Below are 12,691 nucleotides of genomic sequence, written 5' to 3'. Positions count from 1 at the left end.
TGTTGGCGAAAGTCCGCTTCCAGCGCTTCGGGTAGGCGGATCATCCAGTCGATGAGCCGGAAGAGTTCCAGGATCAGGGCGCGTTCGTAGCCGCGCTCGTACATCAGGCGGATCAGGCGGAACTTCCAGCCCTTGAGCGTCTCGGCGTCCTGGGTGACCTTGGCACGGATCTGTGCCATCACCACCAGGGCGAAGACATTGTCGCTCGCTTCCAGCTCGGCCCAGCGCTCGGGCTCGGCGTAGTCGAGCAGTTTGACGATGGGGAACTGGAAGTCGACCCGGCAGTTCCAGAGCGCCGCACTGTAGTGCGTGGGCCGGAATCCGCGATCCGCATCGGCCAGCACCGCGAGGCTGGCCACGGGCACCCGATAGACATCGCGGATTTTATAGTGATAGGTGAACATCCGCTCAGCGAAGGCGGTTTCAGGGTCGCCTTGCACCTCGACATGGATCAGCACCCAGACGGCGAGGCCGTTGCGCAGGGTGACGCCGACCAGCTTATCGGCGGTGCGCCGGGTGGTCTTGGCCTCGCGGATGATCTGCTGGAATTCCTTGTCGAGAAACTGTACGCCTTGGGTCCAGTCGATCTCGGCCTGGATGGCGGGGAACAGCAGCGCCAGGAACTCGGGGAAAAACTGCTCCAGCGCCTCTTTCCACGGGCTATCGTGGTCGTTCTTAACGGCGGTGTCCGCGGGTGGGGTGTCGGCGCTCATGCCGGGAGTCTAGCCGATGCGGTGGCGGGGGTGGGAGACGCCTCGCGAAAGCGGGAGAAAAATGGGGACGGGTCTTATTTATTGGCCGGACAGAAAACGTGGTGCGCCCGTATGCCGTAACAGGCTGATCAACTTACGGGTTTAAGTCCCGCCAAAGGAGTTGCTCGTACACCTTAGTAGTGTCGCGGAGCGGCGTTCGGGTAACCGGGGGTCGTGAGTTCCGTTGATACAAAACCACAGGCCGCAGCGCAAGCGAACCTAGAAGTAGCCTCGTGAACAAAGTGAAGACGCCGACCCGCTGGACGTTCGGGGAAGGCCGCTGCCGATGGGACGGGAGAACGAGAGCATCCCATCGGGTCTTCCGGGGTAGCAGGGGTGGCATGTGGTGGAAGTTGATCGGTCCCAGTGCGGGAGACCCGCGGCGGTGGCAGGTGAGAGCTGCCAACGACGACGTATAAGGCCAGTCCGAAATCGTCGCCGGCCGTCCCGGGAGTCGGAGGGGCTCATAGTACCGTTTGAGGGCTCGGGACAACACAACCCGACCCGAGGAAAGGAGCCCTACTTTGTGCATGCAACCAAAGCGCGGAGGATCAGGAGATTGCGATGTCGCTAATAACTCCGAACCAGATCAGGACGCTGCAGCGGAAGCTCTTACGCCTTGCGCCAAGCAAGAGCCGGCGTTCCGCTTCTACGCCTTGTACGACAAGGTCAGCCGGGCTGACATGCTCAGTCACGCCTATGACCTTGTGCGGTCCAACCGGGGAGCGCCAGGAATCGACGGCGTCACCTTCGCGGCCATCGAGGCGGGGATCGGAAAAGACGCCTACGGGGCATATAATCACCCGGCACGAGACAAACACTCGTATGGGTTTCGCCCGAAGCGCTCGGCCCATGATGCGGTGAAGGCCGTCACCGACGGTCTCTTTCAGGGAAAAACCCAAGTCATCGATGCCGATCTCTCGAAGTACTTCGACACGATCCCTCATGCCAAGCTGATGGCCGTGGTCGCCGAGCGCGTGGTCGATGGAGGCGTTCTCGCCCTCATTCAGCAATGGCTCAAGGCCCCGGTCATCGAGGAAGACCAACAGGGCAAGCGACGCCCGAGCGGCGGCAAGGGGAACCGCAAGGGGACGCCTCAAGGCGGGGTCATCTCCCCGCTACTGGCTAACCTGTACCTGCATCTGTTGGACCGGATTTGGGAGCGGCACGACCTGGAGCGACGTTTGGGCGCACGGTTGGTGCGCTATGCCGATGATGCCGTGATCTTGTGTCGCGGCGATAGTCAACCGGCCATGGCCGTGCTCGAAACCGTGCTGGAACGCCTGGAACTGACGCTCAACCGGGACAAGACCCGCGTGGTCGACGCCCGCGAACAGGCGTTCAACTTTCTAGGCTTCCGGATCAAACGGGCACGCAGCCGGCGAACCGGCAAGGCCTATCCCCATGTCGAGCCAAGCAAGCGCGCCGAGCAACGGATCAAGGCGCGGATCAAGGAACTCACCGCCCGGCGCCGAACCCCGGTGCCGATGCCGCAGATGATCAAGGAAGTCAATCAGGTTCTGCGCGGCTGGTCGGGCTATTTCCACTACGGCAACTGCACGAAGGTGCTCGGACGTGTCCGGTGGTTCACAGAGGAGCGCGTGCGTACCCAACTGCGACGGCGCCACCAGGTGCGCGCGCGCACCCGTGGGTATGAGCGGTTCTCCTATGCCCACCTGCACGACGTCCTCGGACTGTTCAAGCTACCCCACACCGCAGGCTGGAAATCGGCGCATGCCTCGGCGTGAAGCACATCGGAAAGCCGTGTACGGGAGAACCGTATGCACGGTTTGATGAGGGAGGGCTGGCATCCTGTGGCGACGATTCGGCTAGTGAGGCACCGCCAAACGAAAGGGGCGGGAACAGATAGGCCGTGTCTAAGGTCGTCGGATGCCTGCTCTCTACTCTACCTGTTTACTATGGTAGTTGTGGGGGTTCTCACAGTGCGTTTATGGACTCGCAACCCCGCGCACTAGCCAAGTCGCTGAGCAGCACAGACCGGTCGAGGAGCAGGTCGTGCTGAAACAGGCGCATAAAAAAGGCTCCCCAGCATGCTGAGGAGCCTTTAACTACGGCATGGTTGGTTTACAGTTGACGCATGGCGGATGTACACCGCCAAGCCGCTGACCGCCTTGATGGTTCGGTGACCTTACACAATATCTGTCGTATCAAGCGTACCAGTGAACCCGGTCACCTCAATGACATAGTCTGCATTGCCTTGGTAACCCGCAGTGGCATTGTCATCGATTACCAAGAACGTCCGGCCGCTCAGGTCTCCGGCGCTGGCCGTGAAGAGGACCGCGTTATTGATACCAAGCTCGGTAGCACCAATTGCAGCTGCGAGATCCACGTTGAAGGTGGCAACGCTCAATGCGCCTGTCGTTACGGCATCGTCGATTGCAGTGGGGGAACCGCCGACCCGGATCGTGTCGACCGGCAGCGTTCCATCACCACCAAAATTCATATCCGTAATGGAATCGTATGTTGGGCCTGTCGATTGGGTAACAGCGTTGTAGAAAAAGATATCGTCGCCGGCACCGCCTGACAGTGTATCTCCTTCGTTCCCACCACGCAATATGTCGTCACCCGCTCCGCCGGACAGGACATCGTTTTGCGCCGACCCGCGAAGGTCATCGCCTCCACCGCTGCCGGTCACCTCGATGGCACGCGTCGCCAAGGCTGTCATGTCAAGCCTAGCGCCGCTGGTCAGGCCTGAGGCGTCGACTTTGTTGGCGGACACCGCGCCTATGTCTAGGTCCGTGTCACCGCTGATGGTAATGACGTTGTCACCCGCCGTGTTGGGTAGCACGATCGCTCCGATCGTATGTGCCCCCCCAAAGCCATCGTTGGACGTGATGGCGAGTTGCTCTATGGAGCGGGTGGCGCTGGTGAGGCTCAAGTTACCGACCGTGGAAACACCAGTGCCTTCCCCATCCAGCGCAAGGGTGAGTGTGTCGGCTTCGCCCGTGCCGCCTTCGACGAACAGGGTGTTGCCGACGCCCGCGACAGTGGCTGTTTGCACCACAACAGTGCTCTCCCCAGCGTTCATGCGTACGGTGTAATCCCCGACACCGACAGTAGAGCCCGTGAAGAGAACCGTATCGATGGCGTCACCGAAGAGGTCCGCCCGCAGGGTATCGTTGGCAGTACCACCATTGGTCTCCAGAATCTGGATGTTGGTCAGCCCGGTGGTCTCGGCGTTGATGGCCTCAAGTTGTACGAAGTTCGCCGCCAAGGTATTGCGTCCGGCGCCACCGTCGTAGGTATCGTTGTCGTTGTAGTTAGTGTCGAAGGCGACTCGATCATTACCGTCGCCGCCGGTGATCGTCGTATCGTTGGCACCAACGGTCACCATGAGCATCCCGGCGAAGGCTGCCACACCGGCATCCTCGTTGCCGCCGGCGTCGATGACGGTTGCGGAATTCGACAGCGCGTTAGTGATCTGTAGATCTTGCGTGCCCTGCACCGTCAGCGTTTCCAGATCATTGTCGGTCAGGGCGAAGCTGTTGGCGATGTTGCCACTGCTGGTGATGTCGATGAGCTCGTAGCCGGCGCCGCCCGGGGTTGCGGATTGAATATCAAGCGTCATACCGGCCACGCCATTCACAGTCAGCGCAATCGCATCCTCGACACCTGAGAGTGCGGATGCGAGCGACCTGACATTGACGGTGCTCGTCATGTTGGTCAAGTCGATCTCGCTGATGACCGTTGCCAGGTTTGTGATATTGACAGCGTTTGCGAAGTTTGAAAAAGTGAGGTTGGTCACCGCGTCGGCGTTGCGCGTGTTGAGCGTATAACCCGCACCTGCAAAGCCCCCTTCGAGCTCTATGGTTTCGATTCCGGTGAGCGAGCGCGGCGTCACTGTGGTCGGGACAAAGTTAACCGGCTCGACGTACAGGGTCGGGTTGTCGCCTGTGCCCGTCAGCTGGTCACCGTTCTCGAGCGTCGACGTCCTACCAGCCGCAGTGATGGTGGAGGAGCCATCGAAGAAGTTTGCAGCCGCCGTGTCGACCTCTGGGGTGAGGCGGTAGGAGCTACCGGCGTTGGGGTCGCTGACGACCTGATCCTCCGGCGGCACGGGGGGCGCCGTCAGCCCCTCGGAGCGCCCGTACAGCTCGTAGTGGGTGATGGGGTCAAGTCCGGCGGCGACGAAGGCGGCTTTGACCTCATCCACCGTCAGTCCGCTTTCGGCGGCCTTTTCAACGAAGTAGATATCGGTGTCGAAGGCGTTGGAGGGGTTGATACCCTCGGCCCAGCCCCACTGGACGTAGTGGTCGTAGGCGTTGGTGTAGCCGGCCTCGGCGAGTGCGATGGCGACGCTGTTGGCGGTATAAGTAGTTGTACCCTCGGCCTCGTTCAGCTGCGCCGCCTTCGCCTCCAGATATTCCTGGGTGTTGAAAAACCGGTTTGGGTTCGTCCCCTCTTCCAGGCTATACAGGTTGAAGTGGTCGCGTACCGTAGCGAAGCCTGCGGCGAGGATGGCGTCGCGGACTTGCACCACGCTGGTGAACTGCGTCTCGCCCGTGCGCTGCAGTTGCGCCAGCTTGCTCTCCAGATAAAAGGTTTCGTTGAAGTACGAGGTAGCCATGTCGTTAAGTCTCTCGCGGTCGGGTTGGGAGGGGGGGCGTGGAGGTGGCGCCGTCGGTGCGATAAGCCTGTGGGGTGGGCACACGCGGGTTAAACCGCCTCCTTGCATGTGGAGGTTACACCACGGGTGGGCATTTTACAACGGATAATTTCTTGTCGCCAAACCGCAACACAGGGTCGTGCAGGTGTGTCAGGTTTTGGGCATACCGCGGTTAAGCTTTGACCTAAACCCTTACGATAACTCTGGGAGGCTAGACGATATTGGGTCCGGGCGCAAGAGCGAACCGCCGTCGTGGTTGTGGTGGGCCGACGGGGAGCGCGCTGGCGCGGCGGGTGCTGAGCGGCGAGTGTTGATGTGCTTGGGATGGGTGCGTCTCCCGAGGCTCGGGCGGCGATGACGATGCTGGGTCCGCTTGGATGGTGGGTGGTCGAGAGCCGCGGATGCGAGCGGCCAGCGTAGGCGCTGCGTTAACGCTCTGCATGCAATGGTGGTGGCCAACCCGGCAAAAGCCAAGGGGCAGCGTGGGCAGTACGCCCGTTGCGGCGCGGTGCGGGGCGCGCGCCATCAGATGCGCGCGAGATGGGGCTGTGGGCGATGCGGTGCTTCATGGGCCGGCCATCGACGTTAGCGCCATCGCTGTAGCCAGGGTCGCAGCCGCGATTTGATGCCCGCGAAGCGGACCGGCCGAGGCTGCGCCTCGGTGTGTCTCTTGCGTGCAACAATTTGCATTTGCCAGCATGCGTTGAACAGGAAGGTTCTGGCAAACGAGAAGGGGATCAGGCCGCGCACGACGAGGGGCAGCCGCCGCCATGCCTGGCTCGGGTCGTAGCGCTCGCGCTCGATGTGGAACTTGGCCTGAAAGTTGAGGTTTTCGTGGAACCAGCGCTCGGTGAGGAAGATGTGGTGCCCCGGATACATGCCTTCGGCGGAGTTCGCGTACGGCACGGTAAACACCAGTCGTCCGCCGGGCTTGAGCACGCGCCAGGATTCGTTTAGCACATGATCGAGGTTTGAGTGCTCCAGGAAGTGCGACGAGCGCACTTCGTCGACGCTGTTGTCTGCGAAAGGCAACGGCTGCGCACTCAGATCCATGAGGATGTCAGGCGCATTGTCCTGGTTGATGATCTGGGCCGCTTCGCCCACCAGGTTGTCGAGGCCGATATAGCCTTGCGGTTTGTAGTAGCCGCAGCCCAGGTCCAGGCGCATGCCCGCGGCCTGGTGCGCTTGTAGCAGCGCTTGTAACGACGGCCAGCGCGGGTGCAGCGTGAAGGGCGTTGTTGGGATGTCTGTCATGGGCGTCGCCTCACTTGCCTGAGTAGTTGCTGACCTCGGCGCGCCCGCACATACACGGCGAGCAGTAGGCGAGCGAGTGCGCGGAACCAGCCTTGTCTGCGTAACCTGTTCAGCAGCGCTTCCGTCGGGTCGGCTGTCAGCGCCGAACGCTCAGCACCCGATGGCCTGTGCTGCTCGACTTGGGCCGGCAGCACTGGTATCCCCCGCAACTCACCGTAGAAAAACGCGAGACTGCGCGCAACCGCCAGGCGCTGCCCGCTGAGATCCCCGGCGTCGCCGGCCAGGGTCGCCGCCAGGGCTTGCTCCAATCGATCGACAGAGGCGCTCCATGTCCAGCGCGCGGCGGTGGCCCTGCCGTTGGCCGACAACCGTGCACGCAAATCGGCATCGCTCAGTAGTCGCGCCACCGCCTGACGGGCGCCCGGGATATCCGTTGGGTCCACCACCAGGGCGTTCTCGCCGTCGACGATGTACTCGTCGTATCCCGTGACGCGGCCCACCACCACGGTGCCGCCGCAGGCCATCATTTCCATGGGCGGGCCGAAGAAGCCTTCCACCCGGCTCAGCTTCAGCAGCACGTCGCAGCTGGAGTAGATGCGGCGCATGTCCTGCATGGGCACGGCGCTGAAGAAGCGCTCGCAGCGCCAGCGTGGGTCTGGGGTGCCGAAGGAACTGACGCACCAGATGTCGACGTCCAGATCCTGCACGGCCTGGAAGGCTTCGAACATCCCCTTGTAGGGCAGGCCGATGGCACCTTCCAACAGTACCCGCGGGCGCGCGCCGCGGGGCTCCAGGGGCTCGCAGGGGTAGAACAAATCTGCATCGAGACCGTTGGGCACCAGTGCGGCGCGATGCCCAAAGCCGCGCAGCCATGCTTGTATCCAGCGCGCCTCGGTGAAGTAGGCAAAACCGATGGTGTAGGTGAGCCGGGTGATATGCTCCCAGGCACTGTCGGTGGGATGAAACCGGGTTTCATCGGACTGTACGAAATAGCAATGGCGCCGGGCCGGCAGTAGTGGCGCACGAAACGTGGTGGCCCAAGAGGTGGCAACCAGCACGTCGACATCGGCCGGATAGTGCTCCAGCGCAACCACGGGCACGCTTTGCCCAGGAAACCAGTCCATGGCGGAGACGACACCATCCACCACCAGGGTGACGTCATAGCCACGCGCCTTGAGGCGTTCGGTGTGCTGGCACACCACGGCGATACCGCCGGAGACGCCGCATGTGGGGATGAGGTAGCAAACCTTCATGGCCGGCGCCCCGCCCGCGCCAGGGCGGCCCTGAGCTTGAGTGTCTGCGCATGCACCCGGCCGGCGGCGGCCAGCGCCCGGGCGGGCTGGCCGGGCTGGAATCGGGGCACGTCGCCGGCCTCGATGCGATCGAGCAGGCTTAGGTAGCAGGCGCGGGCATCGAGCAGGTTTGCCACCCGGGCGGCGCCGGCCGCGGCGATGCGCTCGCGCTCCTGGGGGTGCGCCAGGTAGTGGGCGACGGCTTCGTGCATCTGCCGGGGTGAGTCCACTTCCACGTAATCGATGCCGGGGCGCAGCACGGGATTGGGGGTGATCCGCTCGCTGATCAGGAGCACGCCACAGGCCAGCAGCATCTGCACCCGCGGCTCCCAGGATATCTCCGCTTCGGCGTGCACGTTCAGGCAGATGTGCGCGCGGCGCACGTATTGCACCAGCTCGGCGCCCCAGATGCCGTGGCAGATGTGCAGGAAGCGGTAGGCATGCTTGAGCGGGCCGAAGAAGGCTTCGCGGTGGCGGCTGCTGCGGCCGATAAAGAACAAGTCCCATTCCGGCGTCGCCGGCGCCGGATGATACACGTCCAGTGCCACCGGCAGGGCAAAGTCGCCGGAGCAGTGCAGGCCGTCGGCGGCGAACAGCGGCAGCGATGCTGCGTCGTAGTGGAAGACGTAGTCGAATGGTCGCTGTCTGATGGCGCGAAAATGCAGGTAGCGGTCGAGGCTGTCCAGTGTCCATTGCCAGCGGCCCGCGATCCGGCGCGGAAAGGGCTCACTGGACAGCGCAATGCTGGTGCCCGTCAGTGCCTGCAGCACCGCCGCCGGCACCCATTCGCCGCGGAAGAAAATATTGTAGTCGGCGTTGAAGTCCAGCAACGGCCCAAAGTCGTTGGCCAGACGCATGGGCACCAGCGCCAGTTCCCGCACCTGCGCGGCGTCGGCGAGGGCCTGCTCATAGGTGAACCGAAAGTACTCCGGTTGCGCAATGAAAGCGATTCTGGGCTGGTGCATGGGCTGTTGCTCCTCCTGGTGCTACGCGCCCAGGCCAAGCAGCCGTCGCAGCAGGGGCCGCATGCCGGGGATGCGTCCCAACTTGTCGGTCAGGGCGCTGATGCGGGCGAGGCGCTCGTTCGCCGCCGCAAGGTGCGCGTCTTTGTCTTTGAGCAGTTCCGCGGCCGTCGCGAGGTGCGCCTCTTTTTGCTGCAGCAGGGCCGCTGCCTGCTGCAGGTGGTCGGCCCGTTGCTCCAGCAAGATCTGGGCGTTTTGCAGATCGTGGCGCAGCAGGCATACCAGCTCGGCCTCTTCGATGGGTTGCTCGAACAGTCCGGCGCGCAGCGCTGGCAGCGGTCCGTCGGATGCCAGTGCCAGCCAGAAAATGGGCGCGGACAGGCCCTGTGCCGTGGTGATACCGTCTTTGGTGCGGGTGTGGGTCTGCAGCAGCGCCGATGCCGTTTGCGGAAAAATCAGCGACCCCAGGCATACCCGCTGCCCGTAGTATTGGGTGTGGGCAAAGTGAGCTGCGAGCAGTGCCTTGAACTCGCGTTCGTAGAGTTCTCTGACATGGAAGGGATTCACGGTGCCAGGCCGCTCGGAGTAGTTGTGCCGGTCGGGGCTGGATATCAACAGCACGCCCTGCGGGCGCAGTACGCGCCTGATCTCGCGCAGCATCGCCTCGTGCTGATCATGGTGCTCGATGGTCTCGAAGCTCACCACCACGTCGACGGCATCATCGGCGACGGGGATGCTGGCGCAATCGCCCACCAGGAACTCCAGGTTGGGCCCGGCGTAACGGGCCTGCGCGCTGCGCACGGTGTCCTCTGCGATGTCGACGCCGATTACGTGCGCGGCCACCGTTGCCAGACGCGCGGAGCCATAGCCTTCGCCGCATGCGATATCCAGCACGCGCTTGCCGCCACAGATATCCGCGGCCAGTAGGTAGCGGTGCACATGCTCGAATTCGATGGCCCCCGCCGTGCCGGGGATGTAGCGTTCTCCGGTGAATGCGGGCGGCGCCGGGGCAGCCTCGCGATCTGTGGTGTCCGCTTCACCCGCGTCGACGCCGGCCGCGCTCAGGTCTGCCGCATTCATGCGTCAACCTCCACCGGACTGAGATCGATGTGCTGCATAGGAATGCCGATGAGTCCGTTGACAATGCTCGTGCTTACGGATTTGAAATGCACGGCGTCATGAATCCATTGGTGCTGCACATGATCCTCCTGGGTGCCATCGGCGATGGCCACGTTGACGGAATAATCGCCCCCCGCGAGCAGCGGCATCAGGAAGGTGAACTGCGCCCGCAGGATCTGACCGCTGGCACAAGCCACGGGCCGATCTTGGTACGACAGGTAGGTATTGTCGCCGAACAGCGCCTGCCCCAGCCTGTCTTTGATGAAGAAGCCCACAATGGGCGACGCGAGGGGATTGTTGACCTGTACGTGCACGGTCAGCGTCACCTCCTCGCCGCCAACGACCCAGTTGAGGGGCGCGCCCGCCTGGTCGAAAAATGAGACATCGATCACCTGCGCCCCGCCTTTGCCAAAGGATGGCGCCTCCGGATCGAACTCGAACACACGCAGATCGTTACGCAAGTTGGTCGCATTCAGCAGCGCCTGCCGCTGATCCGCCCGCTGCCGGGTCAGCTGCAGCCGCTGCGGCCTGAGCTTGGTCGTGGTGCTCTTGCCCTGCTGGGCCTCGTAAAAGGCCTCCAGATAGGTGTCACAGACGGCCTTGGGATCGCCCTGCGCCTGGACCTGGCCGCTCTCCAGCCACAACGCCCGATTGCAGAGACTTTTCACCGATGCGACGTCGTGGCTGACGAACAGCACGGTGCCGGTCTTCATAAAGCCGCGCAGGAAGCGCATGCACTTTTGTGTGAAAAACGCATCGCCAACGGCGAGAGCCTCGTCGATAATCAGCACGTCGGCATCGATGTGGGCGATCACCGCGAACGCCAGTCGCGCCATCATGCCGCTGGAATAGGTCTTGATTGGCTGATCGATGAAATCACCGATGTCTGCGAAAGCGAGGATGTCGGGCAGACGCTCCTGAGCCTCGTCACGCGACATCTGGTACAGCGCGCAGCTGAGATAAACATTTTCGCGCCCGGTGAACTCCGGGTTAAAGCCCGAGCCCAGTTCCAGCAGTGCGGCGACGCGCCCACGCACATCGAGCGCGCCCCGGGTGGGTGTGAGGGTGCCGCAGATGAGTTGCAGCAGGGTCGATTTACCACTCCCGTTGCGGCCGATGATCCCCAGAGTCTGACCAGGCTCGATGCATAAAGAGACGTCTTTCAGCGCCCAGAACTCGCGATAATACCGGCGTCGCCCGCGCCAAAGGATCTGCAGCAGGCGGTGGTGGGGGCTGCTGTAGATCTCGTAGCATTTACTGAGATCTTCGACGTTGACATAGCCCTCAGAGGACATCGGCAAATCCCGCCCGCGTTTTCTGGAACCAGGCGAAGCCAAGCCAGCCGATCGCGCCTGCGGTCGCCACAAACGCGAGGTAGGCGGGCAACGAGGGCAGCCGCCCCCAGATGAGCACGTCTCTGCTCATTTCCACGGCGGGTGTCAAAGGATTGAAAAACAGCAGCGGTTGCACCGCACCGGGCAGCGCATCCACGGGAAAGAAGATGGGCGACAGGAACAACAGCGCCGTGGTGAGCACGCTCACGACCTGGGCGACATCGCGCAGGAAGACGCCAAGGCTCGACAAGAACCAGCACACCCCGAGCGTGAGCACGACGAAGGGCAGTAGAATCAGCGGGAACAACAGGGCAGTAGCCGGTGGCAGACCGTACAGCCAGAGGTGAAATAGCAGCCAGACAATCAGGCCGATCCCGAGATGGAACAGCGCACTGCCAATGGTCACAAGCGGCAGCACCGCCAGCGGAAAGACGACTTTCTTGACATAGTTGGCATTACCGAGGATGAGCTTCGGTGCGCGATTGAAACACTCGGCGAAGAAATTGAATACCAGTAGTCCGGTGAACAGCACGAGGGCGAATTCTGTTTTGGACTCGGCGCCGACGGACCAGCGGGCCTGGAACACCACGCTGAAAACAAATGTATAAATCGCAAGCATCAGTAGGGGCAGGAAGAAGGTCCACAGCAGACCCAGCACCGAGCCGCGATAGCGCTCGGCGATGTCGCGCTTGATCAGCAGCCCCACGAGTCGCCGATGCCGCCAGGGGCCGTATAGCATGTCACGCGGGGGAACGAGAAGTGTATACATCGTGTGATGACTGGCACCATCAAAACCGACCCAGGATACCATACCGCGCGACGTCACACCGGGGCTGCCGTCGCAGTGTGAGACACAGCGCAACGCGCAACAGTGCCGCCCGGCAAGGCCGTATGTTCCAGCGCGTGAGACTGGTCGCGGGTCGATCGTGCACCGCATCGACGACCCCGCCGTGTTGCTATCTCCCGCAGCCGCAGCCCCTCAGCCGCCGCCCGGCCCCGCATTGACCCGCGCATTGTCGAGCGCCAGCATGTCGTCCACGCCGTCGGCGGCGATGGCGCGGCCGTGCTCCAGCACCACGGCCTGGTCACAGGTGTCGCGGATCAGGTCTTCGGCGTGGGAGGCCAGCACGATGATGGCGGGGCGTCGCAGCGTCGACCCCGCCGGGGCGCTGGCACCGACACCGCCGGTCCGATGCGTCTGCTCGATTTGGCTGCTGGGCTAGCGCAGCGCGCAGCGGGCGTGCGCTGCGACACCGCTGTGCATGCATGGCCCATGCATGGCCCAGATGCCGCAGACTCGACGGCGACGGCATGGGACGGCGAGAGCGCCTTCGACGAGAAAACGTGGTGC

10 protein-coding genes are annotated in these 12,691 nt (G+C 62.9%); 1 reads left to right on the top strand and 9 read right to left on the bottom strand.

Annotated features, from left to right (window positions below; translation table 11 throughout):
- On the bottom strand, positions 1 to 713 hold a 713-nt coding region (locus QZ588_RS16405), incomplete at its 3' end, for a hypothetical protein (protein ID WP_295544018.1).
- 569 nt (positions 714 to 1,282) lie between these two features.
- On the opposite strand from QZ588_RS16405, the gene QZ588_RS16400 reads away from it, so the two are divergent.
- Positions 1,283 to 2,500, top strand: a complete 1,218-nt coding sequence (locus QZ588_RS16400; RefSeq protein WP_295544017.1) for a reverse transcriptase domain-containing protein — start codon at positions 1,283 to 1,285, stop codon at positions 2,498 to 2,500.
- 401 nt (positions 2,501 to 2,901) lie between these two features.
- On the opposite strand, the gene QZ588_RS16395 is transcribed toward QZ588_RS16400, so the two are convergent.
- The 8 genes from QZ588_RS16395 to QZ588_RS16360 form a co-directional block, all read right to left on the bottom strand.
- Positions 2,902 to 5,340, bottom strand: a complete 2,439-nt coding sequence (locus tag QZ588_RS16395; RefSeq protein ID WP_295544016.1) for a calcium-binding protein — start codon at positions 5,338 to 5,340, stop codon at positions 2,902 to 2,904.
- 624 nt (positions 5,341 to 5,964) lie between these two features.
- Positions 5,965 to 6,633 carry a class I SAM-dependent methyltransferase gene (locus tag QZ588_RS16390; protein ID WP_295544015.1) on the bottom strand — a complete coding sequence of 223 codons (669 nt, stop codon included), beginning with the start codon at positions 6,631 to 6,633 and terminating at the stop codon, positions 5,965 to 5,967.
- Positions 6,630 to 7,886 carry a glycosyltransferase family 4 protein gene (locus tag QZ588_RS16385; RefSeq protein WP_295544014.1) on the bottom strand — a complete coding sequence of 419 codons (1,257 nt, stop codon included), beginning with the start codon at positions 7,884 to 7,886 and terminating at the stop codon, positions 6,630 to 6,632. The genes QZ588_RS16390 and QZ588_RS16385 overlap by 4 nt, the downstream gene beginning before the upstream one ends.
- A complete protein-coding gene (locus QZ588_RS16380) occupies positions 7,883 to 8,890 on the bottom strand; it encodes a glycosyltransferase (protein ID WP_295544013.1) in 1,008 nt (335 codons plus the stop codon). The genes QZ588_RS16385 and QZ588_RS16380 overlap by 4 nt, the downstream gene beginning before the upstream one ends.
- A 21-nt stretch (positions 8,891 to 8,911) precedes the next feature.
- Positions 8,912 to 9,967 (bottom strand): bifunctional 2-polyprenyl-6-hydroxyphenol methylase/3-demethylubiquinol 3-O-methyltransferase UbiG, encoded by a 1,056-nt coding sequence (locus QZ588_RS16375; RefSeq protein WP_295544012.1) that lies wholly within the window; start codon positions 9,965 to 9,967, stop codon positions 8,912 to 8,914.
- Positions 9,964 to 11,373 (bottom strand): ABC transporter ATP-binding protein, encoded by a 1,410-nt coding sequence (locus tag QZ588_RS16370; protein ID WP_295544011.1) that lies wholly within the window; start codon positions 11,371 to 11,373, stop codon positions 9,964 to 9,966. The genes QZ588_RS16375 and QZ588_RS16370 overlap by 4 nt, the downstream gene beginning before the upstream one ends.
- On the bottom strand, positions 11,291 to 12,079 hold the full coding sequence (locus tag QZ588_RS16365; protein ID WP_295544010.1) for an ABC transporter permease: 789 nt from the start codon (positions 12,077 to 12,079) through the stop codon (positions 11,291 to 11,293). Before QZ588_RS16365 ends, QZ588_RS16370 begins: the two co-directional genes overlap by 83 nt.
- 240 nt (positions 12,080 to 12,319) lie before the next feature.
- On the bottom strand, positions 12,320 to 12,469 hold the full coding sequence (locus QZ588_RS16360) for a hypothetical protein (protein WP_295544009.1): 150 nt from the start codon (positions 12,467 to 12,469) through the stop codon (positions 12,320 to 12,322).
- Positions 12,470 to 12,691: the final 222 nt, after the last annotated feature.

This window comes from uncultured Thiohalocapsa sp. (genome assembly GCF_913062725.1).
In the GTDB taxonomy this organism is placed as follows: Bacteria; Pseudomonadota; Gammaproteobacteria; order Chromatiales; family Chromatiaceae; genus Thiohalocapsa.
The sequence above is the reverse complement of the archived record's forward strand: the minus strand, read 5'-3'. Positions and strand labels throughout refer to the sequence as shown.